We start from the raw sequence: 23,011 nt of genomic DNA, 5'->3' as shown, positions 1-23,011 counted from the left end.
AGATAATGAAGAATATGAAAATAGATGCCAATGGAACAGAAATCAGAGTAATGGGTGATGTCGTAAATGAAGAAGCTTATATTTCTTTAACGGATATTGCCAAATATAAAAATCCAGACAATGCTTTTATCGTGGTTGCGAAACTGGATGCGTAATCATTCCACAATCTCATTTTTGGGTTTGTGGGAACAGATTCATAATCCCAATTTTAAACCTATCGAATTCGATAGGTTTAAAGCGGAGTCGGGAGATAATGCATTTACATTGACGCCGCAACAGTGGATAAAAGCAACAGACGCAATCGGTATTATATCAAAATCAGGACGATACGGAGGTACATATGCCCATACAGATATAGCCTTTGAATTTGCGTCTTGGATTTCACCAGAATTTAAACTCTATATTATCAAGGACTACCAGCGGTTAAAGAAAGAAGAATCAAACCGATTAGCGATTGGGTGGGATGCCAAGAGGGAACTATCAAAAATAAATTACCGTATTCATACAGATGCAGTAAAGGAATTTCTGATAACACCGACACTATCCCCGCAGGAAATGGCATATACATACGCATCCGAAGCAGATATTCTTAATATGGCGTTGTTTGGCAAGACAGCGGCACAATGGAGAAACGAAAAGGGGATAAGCGGAAAAACACCTAATATAAGAGATTTTGCTTCGGCAGAGGAATTAGTGGTACTTATCAATTTGGAAGATACGAATGCTGATTTGATAAGGCAGGGGTTATCTAATATTGAACGATTAAAGATATTAAGGGAAAAGGCATATCGGCAACTTGAAATTTTGAGAAAAAATAAAGATACTATTGAAACATTGAAGAAAAATCTTGTTGAAGATGTGACAAAAGAAAGTTGATTTTTATAATTGTTGTAAAAAATAGTAATTAAGAAATATGGATGATAAATTTTTTGAAGCAAAAGAGGAGCTGATAATAACTATGGGATTTGATTTTACAGTTGCGATTGTTCCTAATAACACAAGTTTGGAACGAGAAATGAATTATATTAAATCAGCGTTGTTGTATGCTGATAAAGTGACGCTTATAAGTCCTTTGGCGTATATGTTTAATAGATTGACTGACAAGGGCAACAATCTTAATGAAAGAACAGTAATAAAATTAATCGAGCAAATTTTACCGCTTGCGAAATTAAATGATACTATTTTTTATGAAGAAACTTATCCCGTTATCAAAGAATTTTCTAACATTATACATAGCAAGAGATATAAATCAATTCCTTATGTAAAAAAACTTGAAATTCAAAGACAATTACGCAGCTTTACAATGGAAGTCTGCGAAGTGATGTTTTCGCTTGTTGGGGAACAGCATGGAAATGAGTTACAAACCTTAATTAATAAAGGGCAAGTTGAAATAGAAGAATTTAATCATTCATTAGGCGATTTGGATTTATGTGTTAAAGATTACTGTGATTTGCTTACAAAATCAATACAATCTAGTTATCCATTATTTGATACACAATCCAATGATTTGATGAAAGCTGCTGTAGATAGTAGAATTGTTAATTTAAGTTCAATTGATAAACAGAAAATCACTCATGCTGGTTTAACTGATAATTACATTCAGAAACTTCCGTCTTTTTCAGAAGCATCTATGGATGAATTGATAGATATAAAAAATGAATTATCTAAACCATTGACAAGATTTCGGGGCAAGATGTTGGAATACTCTGAATCTATCCAGTCTATGCCGTGGGATACTGATTTTGAAAGTGAGTGTGAACTTCTGATATTGTCAATATTGGTTGACACTTTTTTTGCAAGGATATCAATGCCTAAGCAGCAGTATCCAGAGCTTCATAATATCTCTGCCGCTTGACCATAGGAGGAAGCCCATCATTGGAAGAGCATATCCTCCTGTTGTTCCAATAACTGATGAAATATCTCCAGATGAGGGTTTTCAGTTCCTCTACTGTCATTTTTTCTGTGTCATGCCTCCCATAGATGAGTTCTTCCTTCATCCGAGCCCACATGCTCTCGCAACGGGCATTGTCATGGCAGCGTCCGCCGGCGCTGTTCATGCTCTGGAGAATGCCATACTTTGCTACTGCTCTGCGGTAGGTCTCACTGGTGTACTGAGATCCACGGTCAGAATGGATGATGGCTCCCCTGAGCGCCGGGTAAGACCGGACCGCATTGGTAAGCGTACGCTCGCATAGTACGGCTTTCATGTTTGTATCCATTGCCATGCCCAGAACTGCAGCATCGAAACAGTCAAATATGGCAGATACATAGAGTTTTCCATCTCTTGCTTTGATCTCGGTTATGTCCGTGATACATTTTTTGAGTGGTTCCCTGGATTTGAAATCCCTTTTCAGCAGGTCCTCAGATTTACGCGCCTCACGATCTGCTTTGGTGATCCCATTTGGTCTGTGTTTCGGGCGATGGCTCAGCCCGATCTCTTCCATGATGCGGTAGACAGTGCGTTCACTGGGAAGGTGGACACCTTCCGTCTGTTTTAAAAGAAGCGCCTGATACATACGGATCCGTCCGTAAGTGTCGTTGCATTCATCCTCAGACACGACTGTCCTCATGGCATCAGCTAACTGCTGGTATTTCCACGGACGGTCTTTGTCTGCCAGATATTTATAAAATCCCTGCCGGGTTACTTTCAGCATCCGGCAGTAGAAAGAAATCTTTCCCTTTATAACGCCGTCCTTGGTTTTTATGGCAAGGAACATCATTCTCTGCCTTTTGCAGACTTCCGACGGCTGGCGGCGAAAAAAGCGCTTGCCTCTTCGAGAAATTCGTTTTCCTCTTTCAGGCGGCGGATTTCCTTTTCCTGCTCCTTGACCTGTCTGCGTAGGAGAGCCAGTTCTTCTGCAAGATTCAAGGCAGTTTCCGGAGTATGTGAGCCGGAACCGACATTCAGTCTTCCCTCTCTGGCAGCCTTTGTCCACGCATATATAGTGTTTTCAGGGATACCTAACTCGGCTGCAGCTTTTGCACCGCCAAGCTCTTTTGCTAATTTTACGGCTTGGATTTTATATTCCATGTCGTATTTCCGTTGTTTTTTTGCCATTGTAGTTGCCTCCTTATTTCTCTTTGATTATACATCAAATCCTTGAGTGTAAGGTGTCAACTAAAATGATACAACATCATTCTTTATAACAAAGAGGTTGTTCCTGCATTATTAGAAATTGAAGAGAGTACTAAGGATGGGAGTTTTATTAAAAATTTGGGAAGAAAGTTTTTAACAGATGAGGGTGTATGGAGGTCGACAGGAGGACTTGTGGTAAGTATTGCGGCAGGTGGTGTCATTTCTGCATTTAATAATGCTATTTCGTCTGATACAGCGATGTTGGTTACAGGTGGTGCATATGCAGCGACCAAAATTGCATCAGCCTATGAAGAATATACAGCTAATAAAAGAGAAATTGAACGAAAAGATTTATATTTTTATTATAAGGCAGGGAGGTTGCTTGATAAGTAAGTGGTTATTATTTTATTAAGTGATTGTGCTTATATCTTGAATTTTTAAACAAAATCGTTTATAATTTAAAACATAGCATATAGCTATTATCCGCAGTTGCAGAGTTGGTGTTATCAATCCCGATAACAAAATGATAACATTAGCCCATATAGGCAGGATAATATGGATATATCAAATAATCAAAAGATATACATACTCGACAGAGAATAATACCTAAGCAAAATTAGTTAGGAAAAGTCGAGTTCGAGTAGTTGTCTAAAATCCGGGAAGCCAGTGTTTATGCGGCTTCCCGGACTTTTTTTCTGCGCCGTGACATTATTATGACATTATTCCGTCAGAGCCAGCATAGAGCCAGGAACCCAAAAGCCCGGTTGCAAATTCGACAAATCTCTGCTATAATGCCCGCATGGAAGAGTACCCATGACAGGGTGGTAGCCTCCCGGGTTTATGAAAACCGGCGTGCCGGAATACATAGGAAGGGAGGTGGCGCACATGACGGCCTATGAAATCATTACGATTTTCATCGGGATATTGGCTCTGCTGATGTCCTTTGGTAGTCTGGTAGTTGCGTTGCTTGCCTTTCTCGACAGAGATAGAAAAAACAAGCGAAAAAAATAATGCCCACCCCGTCGGCCAACGGAATGGGCGCCTCTCACTGAGAGGTAAATAAGCCTTTTCGGGAGCATCCACTTTGGAGTGGGTGCTCTTTCTATGTACATTATATAGCATGTGTTTGTATTTTGCAAGTGCCTAAAGATATTTCATTGGAAGCCCCCGGCTGGCCAGGCAGTACACAACGCCGCAGATCTCCAGGTACCCGGCCTGGAAAATTTCTGCTACAGCCAGTTTCCCTTCGATGTTCTCATCCAGTTCCGCTTCGTACTCAAACTCTTCCTGGGTGACAAGCTCCTTTTCTTTTGTCTCAGGATTCCACCGGAAGATCTGTTCGTTGCTGATATCGATAAGCGCCGGCTGGTCCTGGATATGGTTCTGGAACTGCTGGATGAATTTGAGAAGCTGGTCCTCAACGGATATATTTGCGGTCAGGCCATGGATTTTGACCGTATCCAGCTGTGTTGCCAGCATCTTTTCTTTATCCGGATACAGGTGGGCATACGTCCGCCAAGTGGTTTCTACTTTTTCATGCCCCAAACGCTGGGAGATCATCAGGATATTAAATCCCATTTCTATCAGTATGGAAGCAAGGGAGTGCCTAAGTCATGAAACTTGCTTTTGAATTTATATTGCACTATTTCTTTGATTTTTGAAATAAACTCAATAAATTGTATTTCATTTATTTCAATATTAATGATATACTGAAAATAGATTTTTACTATTGAGGTATATGAGATGATTCCTTATACTGGAGATTACATTGAACATATTGATGGTAGCATAGATAATTTTAAATATTACACATTTACCCCACGTCCTCTGATGCATGGGGATATGTATAAAATGGACGATGAACTATCCGCCTTGCTAATTGAAACTCATCGAAATATTGGATTTTTAAAGGGACTTTTTAAGTATGCCCCAAATAGAGAAGCGTTTGTCGAATTAATGCTATTAAAAGAATGCACATATTCCCGAATGATTGATTACGATACTCTCACTTTTCACGATGTACTTGCCAGTCGTGGGAGTGGTAAAAACGATATTGCATCAATTACTAATCTCAAACTGGCATACAATAAAGCGATAGATAGGACAATTTCAGCTCCAGTTCTAAGTGAACTTTGCGGAATTGCATTATATGGTGATGTAGTTAGTAAGCCAGTTGATATTAGGGACAAGCAGACTTTTTTGTTGGGGGTCAGGACGAATCTCAAATCTTACAACCCTACAGCCCCTGACGCAGTTTTGCCAGCGCTAGCAGATATTTCTGCCTATTTATATAATGACAAAGACACTGACCCATTGATAAAGGCAGCTTTAGTTCATTATCAATTTGAAATGATACATCCATTCGAGCGATACAATGGTATCGTTGGGCGAATAATAGTCCAGATGGCACTTCGTGATATCGCAAACGAACCATTACTGTTGATATGCTTATCTGAATACTTTTACCATAATAAGAATGAATATTTTGACTTGTTACAAACAACGCAATACAGTGGTGGTTATATTCGTTGGATTAAGTTCTTTGTAGACGCTGTAGGCAAATCTGCAAAAAGATCAGCTCAGTTGCTGATACAGTATGAAGCTATTGTGGCCAAAGATAAAAAACATTTAAAAGATATACGATTGCTGCCTAAGAGCGTTTGGATCGTATATGATTACCTTAAGTTCTTTCCTGTGACTAGCATTTCCCATGCTGCAAAGCAGCTGGGAAGTTCGTTCAATTCAATATCAATGGCTGTGCACGTATTGAGCGAGAATGGTATCGTCATTCAAAAAAACGATAACGTGAGGAATCGTATTTGGGAGTATGCTTCTCTTACATCTCTTTTTATACAAGAATAATGTTCGTTTTCAGGGAATATTCGATAAGATTAAGTTACCGACTGGTTATTCCTGAATTTCAGGCATCTATTATCTAATATTTGGAGGGCACAATGACACAATCAAATATCATCATGTACACTACAGAAGATGGAGTCACAAAAATAGAAGTTACATTTGACCATGATACGGTTTGGCTCTCCATAGATCAGATGGCCGAATTATTTCAACGGGATAAAAGTGTAATTGGAAAACATGTAAGAAATATTTTTAAAGAAGGAGAATTGACAAAAGAAGCAGTTTGGGCAAAATTTGCCTACACTGCTTCTGACGGTAAGACCTATCAGGTGGATTTCTATAATTTAGATGTTATTATTTCCGTTGGTTATCGGGTAAAATCCCTGAGAGGAACACAGTTTAGAATATGGGCTGCTTCTATTTTGAAGGAATATATGAAAAAAGGGTTCGCATTAGATGATGATCGACTTAAGAATCTTGGTGGCGGAAACTATTTTGATGAATTGTTAGCTCGTATCCGTGATATTCGTTCTTCTGAAAAAGTGTTTTGGAGAAAAGTTCTGGAAATATATGCAACAAGTATTGATTATGACCCAAAAGCAGAGAGTTCGATTAAATTTTTTAAGCAGGTACAAAATAAAATGCACTGGGCGGCTCATAAGCACACAGCGGCAGAAGTAATCTATCAGCGGGCAGATGCAGATAAGGACAATATGGGATTAACATCGTGGGTCGGAAGAGAGATTAAACGTTCTGATGTAGAGGTTGCAAAGAATTATTTAAGCGAAAAAGAAATAGATGCGTTAAATAAAATCGTTACGGCGTATTTAGATATTGCGGAAGTCCATGCCTTGAATCAAGAACCAATGTATATGAAAGACTGGCTGGGAACAATTGACGACTATCTGAAAATGACAAGAAGGGATATTTTAACTACAAAAGGAAGAGTTACTCATAAACAGGCTCTTGAAAAGGCGCATGGAGAATACGACAAATATCGGAAAAAGCAGGAGGATATCCTTTCTCCGGTGGAATGCCATTTTCTTGAAAGTATAGAAGAATTACAAGAGTTGGAAGATTAAAAATGATTTTGCCTAATCTGACGCAAGCAGAAAGGTGGGTTACAGAGCATGAATTATTTATCAGCCAAGTTTATATTGGCACCAATCACAGTGGCTCCAACTTCGACCGTTTGGCATTCAAACAAATGCTGTGAAATATCAATATTGAGAGCAGTGCTGTGAGTGAGGGGCAAAAGGTTGAAGTGAATTGGCTGGAGAAGTTTTGAATTACAGTGAGGTGTAATGAAAGCAGAGCCTTTTCCGAAATATTATGACAGGAGGCAGCACTATGGAATTACCTTATATACTTGTGACTTTACTTGAAAGTCAGATGGATAGAGATGCAGAATTTTATAGAGAGTGAAAGCTATCGAAGTTAACTGATATAAATTATTCAGATATTGTGAGGTGGTATTAATGATCAGTCCGGATCTTCCCATTATGAAATCTTCTGAAGATAAACTAAATCGAGAATCGTTTGTAAAAAGCCTTGCCAATGTTATATTGCAATCAGCTTTTCCTACTTCCTTTACTGTGGGTCTGTATGGCGCATGGGGAAGCGGAAAGACTTCATTACTAAATATGGTAATAGAGCAAATAGAACGCAGTAGTACAGATGTGGTCATATTAAGGTTTAATCCCTGGCTCTGTTCTGATCCAAAACAACTTATTACCCAATTCTTTAAACAGTTAGCAAGCGCAATAAAAATGAAAAAACCTACGGCAGATACTGTGTGTGAATTGGTCGATCAATATGCGGATATTTTTGATGCAGCCAGTCTTATCCCATATGCAGGAGCCGCAATTGCAGCAGCAGGTAAAATGTTTACCACCAAGGCAAGAAAGCGCATGAACCGAAAGAGTAACGATATGCAGGGACAAAAAGATGAGATTATCCGCACAATGGTTAAGGAGAATTTAAAAATAATTGTCTCTATAGATGATATTGACCGACTTTCAGAAGAAGAGATTATCGCTGTTTTTCAGTTGGTAAAAGCACTAGCAGATTTCCCAAACGCGGTATATTTACTTGCTTTTGATTATGATGTTGTGGTGCGTGCGCTTGGCACAGTGCAACACGGAGATGGACGAGAATACCTTGAAAAAGTTATACAGGTTCCATTTGAAATACCTGCGCCGAGTATGGAAAGTATTCATGATGCTCTTTTTTCAAAGCTCAATGGGATACTTGGAGATATACCGGATAACCGATGGGACAAAGCAACATGGGCAGAATTATTCCAGTATGGAGTAAAAAATTATATTAAATCCATTCGGGATGTTATTCGATATTCAAATGTATTTTACTTGAAATATCAGCTATTGCAAGGTGAGACCGATCCTGTCGATCTCCTCGGTCTGACGTGTCTTCAAGTATTTGAACCGGCTATCTACTCCACTCTGAATAATTACAAAGATATGCTATGTGGTTCAATTGGCAGTTACTCATATGATCGTCAAAAAATTGATGAAGAGAAAATCAAGAAAGCTGTTAGTCATATTTTCTCAGAGGGGATTGCTGCGAATGAAGAAGCAGCCACAAGTATTCTTGGGATTCTATTTCCAAAAATGGAAGCGGCGTTGGGAAGCACCTATTCTTTTGGTCGCTATTACGATCATAGGAATTTTTTGATCAATTGTAATATTGCTGTTCCGGAATGCTTTGATCGCTATTTTTCCCTCTCTCTTGAAGATGATGCAATTTCAACTGCAACTATGAGAAAACTTATATATGAAGCAAGTGAAAAAGAACTTGTAACATACATTACCCAATTATACCAGGATGGAAAAATTATTCGATTGCTAGAAGAAATTGAAGCGTATGCGAACAAAGGTGATTCGAAAAATATCCCTTCTGAAAGAGCTGCAATTTTAATACGATGTCTTTGCCGGATGTGGAGCTCTTTTGAAGTTGAGGAAAAAGGGTTTTTTACCATTCCATTTGCATGGAGATTGCTGTTTTGCGTAGATCCTTTGCTGGAAGCAATTGATATGGTGGAGCGTTTTTCATTTCTGCGAGGCATATTTGAAGATAAAATGGTCGAACCATCAATATTAGCGTTGCTTTTGCGGGATTTTGAAATAACGCATGGGCGCTATACCGATAAGGCTCCGAATGAAGATAAACAAGCGATTTTATTAGACGAGCTTTTAAAACTTGAGTCTGTGTTTAAGTCGCGATGTATCAATGCAATAGATTCAGGTGCGGCTCTGTCACAATATGGAGGGCTAAATTTTTTGTGGATGCTGAGCCAATTTGACGAAGAACTTGTAAAACACATCAAAGAAACGCTTGTTACAGATGATACATCGCTTGCAAAAGTTATCAGCTATTGTACCTCTCGCGGAAAAACAGCAGCCAGGCTAGTTGTAGAAACACGCCAAGTAAATAAGGAAACTCTCAGTGAATTTATTGATGTAGAGGACACCTATTCGCGTATGAATGTATTTGTAACAACTCATGAATTTTTGCTTCTTTCAAAAGAAACCAAGAAGGATGTTGTTGCCTTTCTTATTGCAGTGAGAAGAAGCAAAGAAACCAGCCAAACAGAAGGCTTCGTTGCAGAAGAGATAATTAACGAGGAACTTCAAAAGATCATCAGTACAATTCAGTCGTAAAGATTTTGTATTAGCTTCATTTGTCACCTATTTCCATGAGGGTATGAACAGCAATTGTAAGCATAAAGAAATATTTTTGCAATTGCTGTTTTCATATTTTTTTGTCGTGGGCTTGACATACGGGTGCCGAAGATCATGAACCCTGATCGGCTCCAGCCCAGCCAGCTTAGCCACTCTTTTTATCCCGTTGAGCAGATAGCTTTTTGTAAAATAGAAAAGGCGCTCTTTTGGGGGGATGGGGATGCGGCCGAATATGATACCGACCTCGAAAGAGCGTTGTATATGGGAAATCAGCCGGAATATCGCCAGCCTCATAGTCACGAACAAACTGAGCCAGGTCTTTCTTTTGATTGGAGGAAAGCAGAGCAAAGAGTTTGCACCGATTTGCCTGCCAGAATCCTCTAAAACCAGCACGGCTAATTTCTCATAATTACACCTTCTTTCGATAATCGCATAGTAATAGAAATTTTATTTTGTTCTGTTTTTCTCTTTCGGTATATTGAACAGCAAGAATAAAAGATTAGCCAAACTGTATATTATTACTTACCGCTACTGTCTGATGGCTTATACTTACCAAAATTTCTCCTGTTCTGATAAAAAGTAATCAGTGAATAAATACACACAATTATAATCCAAATACCAATTCCCAGCAAAAAGACAAGATTGTTGTTTTGCACAAACAAAGGAAGCAAACACTGAATAAGCCCAAAAGGAATTGCCGTGTACCCAGCAAATCTATGCGTTTTTTGCCAACATAGTTTATCTTTTAGAATCCAAGGCAATTTAAACCCAATCTGGCTGCGATAAGGCATTTGCGGTAAAAAATTTCCGACTAATACCATTAAGCCCCCCACGATAAGCACAATGCCTTTCATGTAATTCATTTGCAAACCGCAATACTTAGCTATCGTGACAAAATAGAAAAGAAAAATTCCAAGTCCAAAGAGGTTAATTACAGTTAGAGTAATATCATTTCTCACTTCATTGTCGTTTTTGGAGATTTTGTGAGGAAAAAAGGCTGCAATAGATAACGCAAGCAAAATAACAAAACAAATCCCAATAAAAACCCAACGGGGAGGGCTTTGCATAAACAAAGGTATTTCGCTGGGAAGGTATTTAAAGCATAAGGCTGTCCCTATAATGAATATAATCAAGAATATCATATTCAGACTTCTATATAGTTTCATTCTCGTTTCCCTCTTTTCCTGTCGATTTATTTGTATCAAAAAACTCCAAAAATGCGCCTAAAGTTGTTTGCAATACAGAAGCATTAAGGGAATAAGTAACGGACATCCCCGTCCGTTCGCCTGTCACTAACCTTGCTTCTTTCAAAATATCAAGGTGTTTTGATATAGCAGGCTTTGAAATCGTAAAGTTTTCACAAATTTCCTTCGCCGTCATATCACCATTTGCGAGCAGCTTTAGGATCTGTCGTCTGGTATCATCAGATAGAGCTTTGAACACAGTAGTCATCTAAACAAATCTCCTTTCCACATAATACTGTATTCATTTTTTCTTGTGTGTAAATTGATGGTAAATCAAATACGGAACAGGTGTAAGCAGCAGGAGAAAATAGTTACTTGCATACCAGCCTGCTTCTCCATTCACATCAAAATGGAAGGGTATCTTGTCTGGAAGGAAAAATGTTGCCACAAACAATATGACAAAGGTTCCAATCAATAGCATCGCAGGGATGATTTTCTTCTTACTCATAGCCTCTTCCTCCTTTTGATTGACATATTTTGAAAGATTACTCTTGATGAGACGCAATTCCTTTACACAAAAGTAAAATTAGAATACATACACTGCACAATAGAAAGGTTATAATGCTTCCGGCAGCGAATCCGTTCTGAAGCATTTTTGCTACCGCAAAGAAATACCCTATTGAAATTGCGATACAAAGCAAAATAGACAAAACCACATTCACATTTTGCTTGATTGCTTCTGTTTCATTTGTCCATTCCAATTTTGGACGTTTCATGTCGATAAATACTCCGATCAAGTTCCATAACGCTGCAAATAATATGCCAACGAAAGAGATTACTCCAATCTGGATAAAACCATAGTTAAAGTAAACCTTGAATATTAAACAATTTATGATAATCCCCATAATCGAGATACTTGTAGAAAACAGGGCTTTCACAAACGCTTGCTGCTTTAATGAATATGGAATGATCTTCGTTATCCAAAAACTTGCCCCCTCTCTGGAAAAACTGCTTGAAGCCACTATATTGATCGCGGATGTAAGTACAATTACCGCAAGTGCAAACAGTACCGCATAAAAGGAAAATTCCGGGGCTGATACCAAGGCTCTTATTTGTTCTATACTCTCTGCGGTTGTACTAATCCGAAAAGACAGCGGCAATAAAAAGGGGGTAATAAAAATCCCAAACAATCCGTTTATGACATACACCGGATTACGGAAAAAAGTTTGATACTCTTTCTTAAAATAGCTTCTCAGCTTTGACGACGAGTTGTATTTCATCGCCTTTAAGCGAATCCGTCCCTCTTTATCATAAATGGCATATTTCTTTCCGATCACAAGCTTACTCAAATAGTAGTATACGCCCATAAACACAGCAGCAAGTATGATGCAGAATAGCTTTAGTCCGGGATGAAAATGGATATACGCATTATAGAACGGGAATGGTACAATAAAATCATTAACCCAGTTCAATAAGTCTCGTTCTGCGCCTATTTGCCCATTTGATAATAGAACGCCGATCACGCTGCCTGCAAAATACACTATGATTCCTGTGACTACCAGCATTGTTCTCGTACGTTTAAGAAGCATGGCAATTTTCAGGCATATTGTCACAAGAACCGACAAAGGGAACACAACAATATGAGGAAGTATCGCTGCCGCAGAGATATATGTAATTATCGCAGAAATGTCTCCCATGTATTGGGTTTGGATTATACACACAGGAAGCAGCAGTAAAATTTCAATCCCATAGCAAAACAAGATTACTGTAATGTACTTACTTGTAAAAATGTCGCATGGCCTCACTGGAAATAGCAGTAAGTGTTCTATATCCTTTGAAAAGCAAAAAATATTTATCAGTAGGAAGGCGCTCACTATCGAGAGTATCATCGCCACTACAAACAGTGCAAGCCGACAAAACAAAGCTCCCAACCCCAGCTCGGAAAGTCCATCATAAAGCTGCCCAAGCATTTGAAAATAGTAGTAATAGAACACGCCTATAATACTTAAAACAAAGCAAGTCAGCACAATAGAGTAGGTATCATGGCGTGCTTTTAACTTATACCGAAAATTCAAAAAGGTGAAATTGATCTTACTTATTGTTTTGCTTAATTGAAAAACCTTTATCCATCGGTACATCATTAACCACCTCCAAATAAATATCCTCCAAAGAAATACAGGAAGGGTTATCTCGAAGCTCGATTGTTTTCTTCATCGTTCCAGCTTGCATGATGACAATTTTATCACACAAATTCTCACAAATTTCTAATATGTGAGATGAAAATAGAACAGATTTTCCGTAAGCCGCTCTGGATTTAATCAATTCCTTTAAGACCTGAACAGCTTCTACATCCAGTCCCGTCATTGGCTCATCTAACACCCAAAGTAGGGGATCATTAACCAGGGATGCTATAATAGCAATTTTTTGCTTTGTCCCATGAGATAATTTTTTAATAGGGCTATTCAGATATTTTTCAACCTGAAACGCTTCTATCAGCGGAGTATAAATTTTAACTCTTGTTTCAGAAGGTACTTCGTACATATCCGCTATAAAATTCAAATATTCCTTTCCGGTAAGATTGTGGTATATATCGTGGCTGTCAGAAACATAGTTAATTTGTTTCTTGTATTGCATGGGATGTAGATACAGCGAGTAGTTACCAAGAAAGATAGAGCCTTTTTCAAGCGGTAGTAACCCCAAAATCAGCTTCAAGGTTGTAGTTTTCCCAACACCGTTTTTCCCTAACAGGCCAACGATTTCTCCATCTAATACGGAAAAAGTAAGATCGGTCAGCACAGGTACAGGAGGTTGATAATGAAAAGACAGGCCGGACACTTCTAACAAAGAGAATACCCCCTTCACAGCTTTTAACCTTTTAGTTAATTAGTTGTTTGTAGTATAGCACTTGGTCTGAGAAATGTCAATACAAGAAGCTAATACCACCACACCAGTACTAGTCTGAAAATCACATTGAACAGTCCTCGGGTTTTATTGCCGCAGACAGGGCAAAGTATCCATTGTGTTTTGCTCAAAACTTTTCCCTCCAAACTATTTTGCTTTTTGTTTTTTCAAAACTATTCCACATACAATTACCGCTGCAAAAAAGATAAAGATTAGATACCATAGATTTTCAAAGCAAAATCCATGATTCAACATCAATCGGTATCCCCAAGAGGCTGGGAAAATTAGTCCTATCGTTTCCCCAAAATCGGGTAGAAACTCAATGGGAAACATAATTCCCGAAAGCATAATTGAGGGCAAAAACACTAATTGTGATGTTGTATCATTTTAGTTGACACCTTACACTCAAGGATTTGATGTATAATCAAAGAGAAATAAGGAGGCAACTACAATGGCAAAAAAACAACGGAAATACGACATGGAATATAAAATCCAAGCCGTAAAATTAGCAAAAGAGCTTGGCGGTGCAAAAGCTGCAGCCGAGTTAGGTATCCCTGAAAACACTATATATGCGTGGACAAAGGCTGCCAGAGAGGGAAGACTGAATGTCGGTTCCGGCTCACATACTCCGGAAACTGCCTTGAATCTTGCAGAAGAACTGGCTCTCCTACGCAGACAGGTCAAGGAGCAGGAAAAGGAAATCCGCCGCCTGAAAGAGGAAAACGAATTTCTCGAAGAGGCAAGCGCTTTTTTCGCCGCCAGCCGTCGGAAGTCTGCAAAAGGCAGAGAATGATGTTCCTTGCCATAAAAACCAAGGACGGCGTTATAAAGGGAAAGATTTCTTTCTACTGCCGGATGCTGAAAGTAACCCGGCAGGGATTTTATAAATATCTGGCAGACAAAGACCGTCCGTGGAAATACCAGCAGTTAGCTGATGCCATGAGGACAGTCGTGTCTGAGGATGAATGCAACGACACTTACGGACGGATCCGTATGTATCAGGCGCTTCTTTTAAAACAGACGGAAGGTGTCCACCTTCCCAGTGAACGCACTGTCTACCGCATCATGGAAGAGATCGGGCTGAGCCATCGCCCGAAACACAGACCAAATGGGATCACCAAAGCAGATCGTGAGGCGCGTAAATCTGAGGACCTGCTGAAAAGGGATTTCAAGTCCAGGGAACCACTCAAAAAATGTATCACGGACATAACCGAGATCAAAGCAAGAGATGGAAAACTCTATGTATCTGCCATATTTGACTGTTTCGATGCTGCAGTTCTGGGCATGGCAATGGATACAAACATGAAAGCCGTACTATGCGAGCGTACGCTTACCAATGCGGTCCGGTCTTACCCGGCGCTCAGGGGAGCCATCATCCATTCTGACCGTGGATCTCAGTACACCAGTGAGACCTACCGCAGAGCAGTAGCAAAGTATGGCATTCTCCAGAGCATGAACAGCGCCGGCGGACGCTGCCATGACAATGCCCGTTGCGAGAGCATGTGGGCTCGGATGAAGGAAGAACTCATCTATGGGAGGCATGACACAGAAAAAATGACAGTAGAGGAACTGAAAACCCTCATCTGGAGATATTTCATCAGTTATTGGAACAACAGGAGGATATGCTCTTCCAATGATGGGCTTCCTCCTATGGTCAAGCGGCAGAGATATTATGAAGCTCTGGATACTGCTGCTTAGGCATTGATATCCTTGCAAAAAAAGTGTCAACCAATATTGACAATATCATTGTGCTATCATCGTCAGTTTCGCTTGATTTTTTACTGTCAATCCTAAAACACTTCCAATGCTTAACGACACAATAATGTATATAGCAAGTGCAAGAAAGAAAACCGGAAGTTGTGTCGGCAAAGTTGCTTCAAATAGAATAGGGGCAAGTAGCACTATCACAACACAGGTAATCATCAAATGAACAAATGCGGAAAGGAACATTGTAACAAGTCCTAAATAGATAGGTACTCCGTTTGCTTTATAGACCTTTTTTATGTCGCTTCCGTAAGTTTCAATCAACGACGGCGGCAATCCGATAAATGCCCCCATTGAAACACTCATTACAATCATAGATTGTATTAGCGTACTTCCCATTTCGGGCATAACGGAAGTAAAAATACCGCTCATAAGTAGAAAGAAAATAAGCGGAACGATATAGCAGGTAACTAAGAGGGACTTACTTCGTATATCCAATTTCCACTGTAACGCAACACCATATAAAAAAACGTTCATTTTGTTTCCCTCCCTGCCATTTCGATAAAATGTTGTTCAAGTGTACCACGGTCAACTTTAATATCTAATATATGAATTTCTTTTTGCTTCAAATCATTAAGCAAGGAAATCAAAGTATCTTCAATATGATCTGTTTCAAAAGTGCTGTTCCCCTGCCTCGTTTTGATATGAATAAAATACTTTTCCCCAATCTTATCTGTCAATTCTGTCGCTGTGCCACAAAAGGCAATATTCCCATTATTCAAAATTGCAATGCGGTCACATAGGTTTTCCACTTCTGCCATATCGTGACCTGCCAAAACAATCGTTTTCCCCTGTGACTTGAGTTTACGAATTTGTTCATGAAGTGAAACCCTACCCAGGGCATCAAGCCCCGCAGTCGGCTCATCGAGAAAAATAATATCTGGATTACCGATAAGTGCAAGGGCAAGATGTAATCGCCTTTTTTGTCCTGTAGATAGTTGGATGTACTGTTTTTTCTCAATTTCTTTAATGCCAAGAGCGTTAAGCATAGTGAAATCAATCTTTGCCCTGTTCCATTTTGAAAATAATCTTACAGCCTCCATCGGTTTGATATGGGCAGGTAAAGAGGATGATTGCAACTGAATGCCCATTTTCCCGTTTACCGTAATTGTACCGCTGTCATATTTTCTCAAGCCCTCAATACATTCAAGGGCTGTCGTTTTTCCCGCGCCATTTACACCGAGCAGAGCGAAAGTTTCTCCCTTTTCAATTTCAAAATCCAGTCCATTGAGAACAATGTTGCTGTCATAGCTTTTCTTTAATCCACGAACTTGTATTGCGCGATTCATCCTTCCACCCCCTCAAACGGATTTTCCCCAAGTCTTGAAAAGTAGACTTGCAAAGCCGGCTCTAAATAGCCGTTTACAATTTTTTGTCTTTCTTCCCAGGCATTTGCAGCGGTATCAATATTTCCGACCTCCATCAATTTTAGAAGCATGCTCATATCACCCTTTGTAAATTCTGTAATTAATCCCCAATATTCTTTTACAACTCGTTGGCATTTTTCACTTTCAGGGGACACGCCTGCCTTTTGAAGTTCTATAATTTCATCACTCAAATGATTAAATCTATCCATAAAATTCAAACCGCTTTCCTTATCAAAACGATTACGGATATGGTCGAGCGTATCATCATCAAAACGTTTAATGAGATAGTAAGAGTCGTTTTTCATTTGCAGATTGACAATAATATCTGCATACTTCTTAAAATTGACTGTCTGCATTTGTAACACTTCTTCCTTTAACTGTTCGATTGCTGTCAAAGAAGCGGTTAGTTGTTCTATTTTCTCTCGTATGCTATCTGCCTGTTCGGTAAGGGCAGTTGCTACATCAGTCGGCGTTTCTAAAGAAATTAAGCGATGCTTTATATCATCCAAAGAAAAACCCAATGATTTCAAAGATATAATTTGATGAAGTATAACTAAATCTTTATCTGTATAAAGTCTTCGCCCACCTTCACTTTCTGCCGAAGGGGATAACAAACCTTCTTTGTCATAGTATTGCAATGTACGGACAGTAACTCCTATTATACTTCATTACGTTACGTCACAAACAAGACCTTTTTCAAAAAATTTGTGGCAGAGATTTCTCCCTGCCGCCGTTCTACTTATGCGAAGATTGTAATACCTTGCGACTGTTTCAGTTGTTCTGTGGGCCTTTCCATATGTTCTTGCGCTTGTATATCAATGTCAGGAAGGTAAGGGTGTTGTGGTCAAGCATTTTTGTAACGCTTATGACTAAAAAAATCAGCTTTTAATTTAAGATGCAAACCGTACCTGATAAGGGGTGCGGTATCCATTATAGCTGTGAGGGCGGATGTGATTATACGTGACATAAGCAAATTCTTCCACTGCCCGATACAGTGCCTCCTCTGTCTGGAAATCGTACAGATTCACACATTCATTTTTCAATGTATTGAAATATCTTTCCATAGGGGCGTTGTCATATGGACATCCTGCTTTGCTCATACTCTGTGTCACATGGACAGATTCACAGAATTCTACAAATGCCTTTGACGTATACTGGGAACCCTGATCGCTGTGGAGTATCAGTTCTCCATTGATCCGGGACTGTGATTCCAGTGCTTTCTTCAAAGTCCGGATAGCAAGACTGCTGGTGATCTGGCGGTCTGTCTCGCTTGCAATGACACTCCGGTCATACAGGTCAACAATGCTGCAATTGTAGCGCACTTCTCCATTTTTCAAAAACAGATACGTGAAATCTGTACACCACTTCTGATTCGCCCTGCCTGCACAAAACTTTTGCTGCAGCCTGTTTTCAAAGATTTTGTGCGGTTTTTCACGCCGGCAGCCCGGTTTCTTTGGGCGGACAAGGGAATACAGCCTCATTTCCGTATTCATGTACTTATGTACGGTAACCGTGCTGTAATGGCAGCCCCTGCGCGCCAGATAGACAGTCATGGTCCGGTATCCTGCTACCCCGTTATGCACATGGTAAATTTCCCTGATCTGCGCTTTTACTGCTTCTTTTTGGGCATGATAAGCCGCCTTCCGGTGTTTCCGGTAGTTGTAATACGCATTCGGACAGATGCCAAGCCGCCTTAGCAGCCAGCGGACCCCGAATTCTCTGTGATGTTCTTCTATAAACCGATAAGCCTCTAATCGATTTCTTTTGCGAAGAATGCCGCTGCTTTTTTTAGAAACAGGTTCTCCTTTCGGAGCTCCTCATTTTCTCTTTTGAGCTTAAGCATCTCCTTCATGTTATCATACTCTGTTTTTGTATCGGGGCTTGTCCGGCATTCTTCTTTGAATTCATTGCACCAGCGGCGCAGCGTTTCTTTGGAGATGTTATACTCCGCGGTGATGCTTTTGATTGTTCTTCCTTCTTCCAAACGGAGACGGACAATCTTTTTCTTAAACTCGGGAGTGTAATTCTGTGGCATAATAGGTACCTCTTTTCTTGTGATTTTGATTATATCTTATTAGCCACTTCTGTTACAACCTTACTTTATCACAACAGAATGGTATGCTATACTTAAACAACAAATCACAATTAATGGAGGGGATACAATGCTTGAAAAGATACCGTCTCAATCAATTATGACTGAATTGCTCGGGCAATCTTTGTTTGAAGTTTGGCAAGAGTTATGTTCGGCTATTGATGAAAAATACGAAATGGAACGATTATGGAATACTGGTGGTAAGAATTGGACTTACGAGTATAAATACCGCAGAGGTGGAAAAACACTTTGTTGCCTATACGCAAAAAATAATTGTGTTGGTTTTATGGTTATCTTTGGAAAAGATGAAAGAACAAAATTTGAAGATATAAGAAGTACTCTTTCTACTGCTGTTTGTAGGCAGTATGATGAGGCAAAAATCTACCATGATGGAAAATGGGTAATGTTTGAACCGACCAATACTGCTGAATTTGATGATTATATGAAATTGTTGGCTATTAAAAGAAAACCGAACCGGAAATAACAATTCATATTTATAGAAAGAGGCAAGCAACTAAAAATGCCAAAAGAAAAATATATTTTTCCGGAATCTGGCGTTATTATTTCCATTCACGATAGAGAATGTAGCGAGTGTCAAAAAATAAAATAGACAACGTACAGTTTACAGAGGTATATTAATGGACGCACAATCATTTTTAATGCGTATGAGGATATCATTCTTTTGCTTGTAGGCGTATACGGTATGATACTTTTGATAAGGGAAATAAGGCAGTCTAAGGCGGTATAATCAAATTGCGGTTTGTAGGGATGAATTAGATTATATTTATGAATCATCACATGAAAGAATATCCACATATTCTTTGTTACATATAGGTTCAGCGCTGGAATGTGGAGTGAGTATTATCGTACAGATAAAAAGGCCTCATATTTAAGAAGGGAAGCTTATGGAATATAATACTACGCTTGGTTACTATGATATCCATGCGGATCGATTTTATAAAAGTACAGTGAATGTTGAATTTGCTACAATGCAAAGGCATTTTTTAGCAAAATTGCGAAGAGGTTCTTACATACTTGATTTTGGTTGTGGTTCTGGACGCGACACAAAATTTTTTCTGGAACAGGGGTATCGGGTAGATGCCGTTGATGGTTCTAAAGAATTGTGCAAGTTAGCGAGCAGATATACGGAAATTGAAGTCAAAAATATGATTTTTCAGGAATTGTCAGAAGTAGGCCGGTATGATGGCATCTGGGCCTGTTCTTCTATATTACATTTACCGATTGACGAACTGGCTGAAGTAATGAGAAAGATGGTAATCGCCTTAAAGGAGAAAGGGATTATCTATACATCTTTTAAATATGGAACTTTTGCAGGTGAGAGAGATGGACGATTTTTCACAGACATGACAGAGGAGACATTTGCCGAATTTTTAAGTAAAATAAAGGGTTTGGATGTGGAAGAGCAATGGATAACTTCGGATGTACGGCCGGGAAGAGGAGAAGAAAAATGGCTCAATCTGATTTTGCGGAAAAGACAGAGATAGATGAATTACAAATAGAATATACAGATGTTATGACTGGTGATAAAAATAGAAATCGATTTTTATACTACCAGTTAAAAAGAAGTATGTTAAACGCAAATAAGATTGATATAATTGTTTCCTTTCTTATGGAATCCGGCGTGAGAATGCTTCTGAAGGATTTGAAAGCGGCGTTGGAGCGTGGCGCTGAGGTAAGAATTCTTACCGGGAATTATCTTGGTATCACGCAACCGTCAGCCTTGTGTTTGATCAAAAAGGAATTAGGCAATCGGGTGGATTTGAGATTTTATAATAATAAGGAACGTTCTTTTCATCCGAAGTCGTATATTTTTCACTATGGTAATATCGGGGAAATATATATTGGGTCTTCCAATATATCAAGGAGTGCGTTAACTTCCGGCATTGAGTGGAATTATCGTTTTAACAGTCAGGATGATAAGAAAAATTTTGGTTTATTCTATGAAACTTTTTTGGATTTGTTTGAAAATCATTCTATTGTGATTGATGATGAGGAACTGACCAGATATTCTAAAAATTGGCACAAGCCAGCTGTATCAAAAGATCTGGCGAAATATGATCTTTTAGAAGAAGACACTGATACGAAAGTTGCGATGCTGTTTCATCCAAGAGGGGCGCAGATCGAAGCGTTGTATGCTTTGGAAGACAGCAGATCAGAAGGTGCAACAAAGGGATTAGTGCAGGCGGCCACCGGCGTGGGTAAGACATATCTGGCTGCATTCGACTCTGCAAAGTATGAGCGGGTCTTATTTGTAGCACATAGGGAGGAAATATTAAAGCAAGCAGCAGTATCCTTTAAAAATGTGAGACATTCGGAAGACTATGGGTTTTTCTATGGAAAACAGAAAGATACTGATAAGTCAGTAATTTTCGCTTCTGTTGCAACGCTTGGCAGAAAGGAATATCTGACAGAAGATTTTTTTTCACCGGATTATTTTAATTATCTGGTCATAGATGAATTTCATCATGCGGTAAATGAACAGTATCAAAGAATCGTAAATTATTTTAAACCGCAATTTTTGTTGGGGCTGACTGCTACGCCTGAAAGAATGGATGGAAAAAACATTTATGAAATCTGCGATTACAATGTTCCATATGAGATTTCTTTGCAAGAAGCAATCAATAAAGGGGCGTTGGTTCCATTCCACTATTATGGCATTTATGATGAAACAGACTACTCATCGCTGCATCTTGTAAAGGGGCATTATGACGAGAAGGAATTGAATGAAGCTTATATTGGCAATGTAAAACGCTATGATTTGATTTATAAATATTACATAAAATACCGCTCCAAGCGTGCACTGGGGTTTTGCTGTTCCAGAAAACATGCGGAAGAAATGGCAAAGGAATTTTGCAAAAGAGGTATAAAGGCTGTTGCAGTATATAGCAATGCGGATGGAGAATTTTCAGAAGAAAGGGATAAAGCAATTGATAAACTGAAGAATCAGGAAATCCGGGTAATCTTCTCAGTAGATATGTTTAACGAAGGTGTAGATATTGCTACACTTGATCTGGTTATGTTTTTAAGACCAACGGAATCCCCCATCGTATTTTTACAGCAATTAGGACGCGGTCTTCGTACCAGTAAAGGCAAAGAGTATTTAAATGTGCTGGATTTTATTGGGAATTATGAAAAGGCAGGACGGGCACCGCTGCTGTTAAGCGGCAGGAAGAGCTTGACCGAAAAATCTGGATATGATTACAGCGATATAGAATATCCTGATGATTGTATCGTTGATTTCGATATGAAATTGATTGATTTATTCAAAGAACTGGATAAAAAAACGTTATCGGTTAAGGAGCGGATAAAGCAGGAATTTTACAAAGTGAAGGAATTGTTAGACGGCAAAGTACCTACTCGAATGGAGCTGTTTACCTATATGGAGGATGATATTTATCAATATTGTATCAAACATGCGAAGGAAAATCCGTTTCGGAAATATATGGAATTTTTGAATGAAATGCAGGAATTGTCTGAGGATGAGAACAAAGTATATTCAGGAATCGGAAGAGAGTTTTTGTCGCTCATTGAAACTACAGATATGCAGAAAGTATATAAGATGCCGATTTTATATAGTTTTTATAACGATGGTGATGTGCGCCTGGCTGTGAAAGAGGAAGAAGTATTAGCAGCGTGGAAAAGATTTTTTGATAATGGAACGAACTGGAAAGATTTTTCTGCGGGCATATCTTATGCTGATTATAAAACGATGACAGATAAGCAGCATCTGAGCAAGGCAAAAAGTATGCCGGTTAGATTCTTAAAGGCCTCTGGAAAAGGTTTCTTTATTGAGAAAGACGGTTATGTGCTTGCGGTTAGGGACGATTTGAGCGAAGTAATAGGAAATGAGGCATTTAAAAAGCATATGAAGGATATTCTGGAATATCGCACGATGGAGTATTATCGTAGGAGATATACCGGGAAAGTGTAGTTGATACTATACATGTGATTGGAGGTACAAGATTTAAAGAGCAAACAGAATTGAAAATGTCACAAGGAAAGTGGCAATTCGCAGTAAAAGCGGATTGTCACTTTTTTATGGAAAA

The 23,011-nt window shown here is 39.1% G+C and carries 23 protein-coding genes and 3 pseudogenes; 13 read left to right on the top strand and 13 right to left on the bottom strand.

From position 1 onward, the window contains the following. Positions 1-5 precede the first annotated feature (5 nt). Positions 6-876, top strand: a pseudogene (locus AC6I2O_RS13670) (KilA-N domain-containing protein). A 37-nt stretch (positions 877-913) separates the two neighbouring features. Then, positions 914-1,855 carry a hypothetical protein gene (locus AC6I2O_RS13665; protein ID WP_497742954.1) on the top strand — a complete coding sequence of 314 codons (942 nt, stop codon included), beginning with the start codon at positions 914-916 and terminating at the stop codon, positions 1,853-1,855. Here AC6I2O_RS13665 and AC6I2O_RS13660 read toward each other — a convergent pair. After that, a complete protein-coding gene (locus tag AC6I2O_RS13660) occupies positions 1,812-2,720 on the bottom strand; it encodes an IS3 family transposase (protein WP_497741599.1) in 909 nt (302 codons plus the stop codon). The two genes, AC6I2O_RS13665 and AC6I2O_RS13660, sit on opposite strands and share 44 nt — an antisense overlap. Continuing rightward, entirely contained in the window at positions 2,717-3,058 is a 342-nt protein-coding gene (locus AC6I2O_RS13655) for a transposase (protein WP_120393883.1), read from the bottom strand. The genes AC6I2O_RS13660 and AC6I2O_RS13655 overlap by 4 nt, the downstream gene beginning before the upstream one ends. Positions 3,059-3,268: 210 nt before the next feature. Here AC6I2O_RS13655 and AC6I2O_RS13650 point away from each other — a divergent pair, with 210 nt between their 5' ends. Together AC6I2O_RS13650 and AC6I2O_RS13645 are read left to right on the top strand one after the other, a co-directional pair. Further along, on the top strand, positions 3,269-3,469 hold the full coding sequence (locus tag AC6I2O_RS13650) for a hypothetical protein (RefSeq protein WP_497742953.1): 201 nt from the start codon (positions 3,269-3,271) through the stop codon (positions 3,467-3,469). Between the two features lie 492 nt (positions 3,470-3,961). Then, positions 3,962-4,087, top strand: coding sequence for a putative holin-like toxin (locus tag AC6I2O_RS13645; RefSeq protein ID WP_497742952.1), 126 nt, complete (start codon positions 3,962-3,964; stop codon positions 4,085-4,087). A gap of 447 nt (positions 4,088-4,534) precedes the next feature. On the opposite strand, the pseudogene AC6I2O_RS13640 reads toward AC6I2O_RS13645, so the two are convergent. Beyond that, positions 4,535-4,687, bottom strand: a pseudogene (locus tag AC6I2O_RS13640) (tyrosine-type recombinase/integrase); the annotation flags it as partial. Positions 4,688-4,819: 132 nt separating this feature from the next. On the opposite strand from AC6I2O_RS13640, the gene AC6I2O_RS13635 reads away from it, so the two are divergent. The 4 genes from AC6I2O_RS13635 (at position 4,820) to AC6I2O_RS13620 (ending at position 10,020) form a co-directional block, all read left to right on the top strand. Then, the gene (locus AC6I2O_RS13635; protein WP_120393780.1) at positions 4,820-5,938 is read left to right on the top strand and encodes a Fic family protein; all 1,119 of its coding nucleotides are present in this window, start codon (positions 4,820-4,822) and stop codon (positions 5,936-5,938) included. Between the two features lie 92 nt (positions 5,939-6,030). Then, positions 6,031-7,017 (top strand): virulence RhuM family protein, encoded by a 987-nt coding sequence (locus AC6I2O_RS13630; RefSeq protein WP_120393779.1) that lies wholly within the window; start codon positions 6,031-6,033, stop codon positions 7,015-7,017. 396 nt (positions 7,018-7,413) lie between these two features. Then, positions 7,414-9,615 carry a KAP family P-loop NTPase fold protein gene (locus tag AC6I2O_RS13625; RefSeq protein ID WP_497742950.1) on the top strand — a complete coding sequence of 734 codons (2,202 nt, stop codon included), beginning with the start codon at positions 7,414-7,416 and terminating at the stop codon, positions 9,613-9,615. Between the two features lie 135 nt (positions 9,616-9,750). Further along, the gene (locus AC6I2O_RS13620; protein ID WP_120393777.1) at positions 9,751-10,020 is read left to right on the top strand and encodes a hypothetical protein; all 270 of its coding nucleotides are present in this window, start codon (positions 9,751-9,753) and stop codon (positions 10,018-10,020) included. A gap of 134 nt (positions 10,021-10,154) precedes the next feature. Here the strand turns inward: AC6I2O_RS13620 and AC6I2O_RS13615 are convergent, their stop codons facing one another. From AC6I2O_RS13615 to AC6I2O_RS13590, 6 genes are all read right to left on the bottom strand, one after another. Next, positions 10,155-10,802, bottom strand: coding sequence for an SdpI family protein (locus tag AC6I2O_RS13615; protein WP_497742949.1), 648 nt, complete (start codon positions 10,800-10,802; stop codon positions 10,155-10,157). Beyond that, complete coding sequence (locus AC6I2O_RS13610) at positions 10,789-11,088, bottom strand: autorepressor SdpR family transcription factor (RefSeq protein WP_120393775.1); 300 nt, start codon at positions 11,086-11,088, stop codon at positions 10,789-10,791. The genes AC6I2O_RS13615 and AC6I2O_RS13610 overlap by 14 nt, the downstream gene beginning before the upstream one ends. A 33-nt stretch (positions 11,089-11,121) precedes the next feature. Continuing rightward, positions 11,122-11,328, bottom strand: coding sequence for a DUF1648 domain-containing protein (locus AC6I2O_RS13605; RefSeq protein WP_120393774.1), 207 nt, complete (start codon positions 11,326-11,328; stop codon positions 11,122-11,124). 37 nt (positions 11,329-11,365) lie between these two features. Further along, a complete protein-coding gene (locus tag AC6I2O_RS13600) occupies positions 11,366-12,790 on the bottom strand; it encodes a permease-like membrane multi-spanning protein (protein WP_497742986.1) in 1,425 nt (474 codons plus the stop codon). 121 nt (positions 12,791-12,911) lie between these two features. Next, entirely contained in the window at positions 12,912-13,655 is a 744-nt protein-coding gene (locus AC6I2O_RS13595) for an ABC transporter ATP-binding protein (protein WP_497742985.1), read from the bottom strand. A gap of 98 nt (positions 13,656-13,753) precedes the next feature. Continuing rightward, on the bottom strand, positions 13,754-13,852 hold the full coding sequence (locus AC6I2O_RS13590; RefSeq protein WP_497742947.1) for a cysteine-rich KTR domain-containing protein: 99 nt from the start codon (positions 13,850-13,852) through the stop codon (positions 13,754-13,756). A gap of 320 nt (positions 13,853-14,172) precedes the next feature. On the opposite strand from AC6I2O_RS13590, the gene AC6I2O_RS13585 reads away from it, so the two are divergent. Then, positions 14,173-14,514: a transposase gene (locus AC6I2O_RS13585; RefSeq protein ID WP_120393883.1), complete on the top strand. Its 342-nt coding sequence runs from the start codon at positions 14,173-14,175 to the stop codon at positions 14,512-14,514. Further along, a complete protein-coding gene (locus AC6I2O_RS13580) occupies positions 14,511-15,419 on the top strand; it encodes an IS3 family transposase (protein WP_497741599.1) in 909 nt (302 codons plus the stop codon). Before AC6I2O_RS13585 ends, AC6I2O_RS13580 begins: the two co-directional genes overlap by 4 nt. A 48-nt stretch (positions 15,420-15,467) precedes the next feature. On the opposite strand, the pseudogene AC6I2O_RS13575 reads toward AC6I2O_RS13580, so the two are convergent. From AC6I2O_RS13575 to AC6I2O_RS13560, 4 genes and pseudogenes are all read right to left on the bottom strand, one after another. Continuing rightward, positions 15,468-15,962 (bottom strand): annotated as a pseudogene (locus AC6I2O_RS13575) (ABC transporter permease); the annotation flags it as partial. Continuing rightward, positions 15,959-16,774, bottom strand: a complete 816-nt coding sequence (locus AC6I2O_RS13570; RefSeq protein ID WP_497742946.1) for an ABC transporter ATP-binding protein — start codon at positions 16,772-16,774, stop codon at positions 15,959-15,961. The pseudogene AC6I2O_RS13575 and the gene AC6I2O_RS13570, both read right to left, overlap by 4 nt. After that, on the bottom strand, positions 16,771-17,514 hold the full coding sequence (locus AC6I2O_RS13565; RefSeq protein WP_497742984.1) for a MerR family transcriptional regulator: 744 nt from the start codon (positions 17,512-17,514) through the stop codon (positions 16,771-16,773). Before AC6I2O_RS13565 ends, AC6I2O_RS13570 begins: the two co-directional genes overlap by 4 nt. A 228-nt stretch (positions 17,515-17,742) precedes the next feature. Next, a protein-coding gene (locus tag AC6I2O_RS13560; protein WP_497741782.1) for an IS3 family transposase occupies positions 17,743-18,887 on the bottom strand; the annotation gives its coding sequence in 2 pieces (ribosomal slippage) (positions 17,743-18,644 and positions 18,644-18,887; 1,146 coding nt in all). A gap of 127 nt (positions 18,888-19,014) precedes the next feature. Between AC6I2O_RS13560 and AC6I2O_RS13555 the strand changes: the two genes are divergently transcribed. The 3 genes from AC6I2O_RS13555 (at position 19,015) to AC6I2O_RS13545 (ending at position 22,896) form a co-directional block, all read left to right on the top strand. Continuing rightward, positions 19,015-19,428 (top strand): DUF3788 domain-containing protein, encoded by a 414-nt coding sequence (locus AC6I2O_RS13555; protein WP_497742945.1) that lies wholly within the window; start codon positions 19,015-19,017, stop codon positions 19,426-19,428. A 421-nt stretch (positions 19,429-19,849) separates the two neighbouring features. After that, positions 19,850-20,449 carry a class I SAM-dependent methyltransferase gene (locus tag AC6I2O_RS13550; protein ID WP_120393766.1) on the top strand — a complete coding sequence of 200 codons (600 nt, stop codon included), beginning with the start codon at positions 19,850-19,852 and terminating at the stop codon, positions 20,447-20,449. Next, on the top strand, positions 20,413-22,896 hold the full coding sequence (locus AC6I2O_RS13545) for a DEAD/DEAH box helicase family protein (protein ID WP_497742944.1): 2,484 nt from the start codon (positions 20,413-20,415) through the stop codon (positions 22,894-22,896). Before AC6I2O_RS13550 ends, AC6I2O_RS13545 begins: the two co-directional genes overlap by 37 nt. Positions 22,897-23,011: the final 115 nt, after the last annotated feature.

It is taken from the genome of Blautia sp. St.27G3 (assembly GCF_059728505.1).
This window is presented reverse-complemented; position numbering and strand designations above follow the sequence as displayed.

Coding starts and splice junctions, on each gene's coding strand:
- AC6I2O_RS13665 (WP_497742954.1), top strand. CDS start 914: ATGGATGATAAATTTTTTGAAGCAAAAGAGGAGCTGATAATAACTATG.
- AC6I2O_RS13660 (WP_497741599.1), bottom strand. CDS start 2,720: ATGATGTTCCTTGCCATAAAAACCAAGGACGGCGTTATAAAGGGAAAG.
- AC6I2O_RS13655 (WP_120393883.1), bottom strand. CDS start 3,058: ATGGCAAAAAAACAACGGAAATACGACATGGAATATAAAATCCAAGCC.
- AC6I2O_RS13645 (WP_497742952.1), top strand. CDS start 3,962: ATGACGGCCTATGAAATCATTACGATTTTCATCGGGATATTGGCTCTG.
- AC6I2O_RS13635 (WP_120393780.1), top strand. CDS start 4,820: ATGATTCCTTATACTGGAGATTACATTGAACATATTGATGGTAGCATA.
- AC6I2O_RS13630 (WP_120393779.1), top strand. CDS start 6,031: ATGACACAATCAAATATCATCATGTACACTACAGAAGATGGAGTCACA.
- AC6I2O_RS13625 (WP_497742950.1), top strand. CDS start 7,414: ATGATCAGTCCGGATCTTCCCATTATGAAATCTTCTGAAGATAAACTA.
- AC6I2O_RS13620 (WP_120393777.1), top strand. CDS start 9,751: ATGAACCCTGATCGGCTCCAGCCCAGCCAGCTTAGCCACTCTTTTTAT.
- AC6I2O_RS13615 (WP_497742949.1), bottom strand. CDS start 10,802: ATGAAACTATATAGAAGTCTGAATATGATATTCTTGATTATATTCATT.
- AC6I2O_RS13610 (WP_120393775.1), bottom strand. CDS start 11,088: ATGACTACTGTGTTCAAAGCTCTATCTGATGATACCAGACGACAGATC.
- AC6I2O_RS13605 (WP_120393774.1), bottom strand. CDS start 11,328: ATGAGTAAGAAGAAAATCATCCCTGCGATGCTATTGATTGGAACCTTT.
- AC6I2O_RS13600 (WP_497742986.1), bottom strand. CDS start 12,790: ATGCTTGGGCAGCTTTATGATGGACTTTCCGAGCTGGGGTTGGGAGCT.
- AC6I2O_RS13585 (WP_120393883.1), top strand. CDS start 14,173: ATGGCAAAAAAACAACGGAAATACGACATGGAATATAAAATCCAAGCC.
- AC6I2O_RS13580 (WP_497741599.1), top strand. CDS start 14,511: ATGATGTTCCTTGCCATAAAAACCAAGGACGGCGTTATAAAGGGAAAG.
- AC6I2O_RS13570 (WP_497742946.1), bottom strand. CDS start 16,774: ATGAATCGCGCAATACAAGTTCGTGGATTAAAGAAAAGCTATGACAGC.
- AC6I2O_RS13555 (WP_497742945.1), top strand. CDS start 19,015: ATGCTTGAAAAGATACCGTCTCAATCAATTATGACTGAATTGCTCGGG.
- AC6I2O_RS13550 (WP_120393766.1), top strand. CDS start 19,850: ATGGAATATAATACTACGCTTGGTTACTATGATATCCATGCGGATCGA.
- AC6I2O_RS13545 (WP_497742944.1), top strand. CDS start 20,413: ATGGCTCAATCTGATTTTGCGGAAAAGACAGAGATAGATGAATTACAA.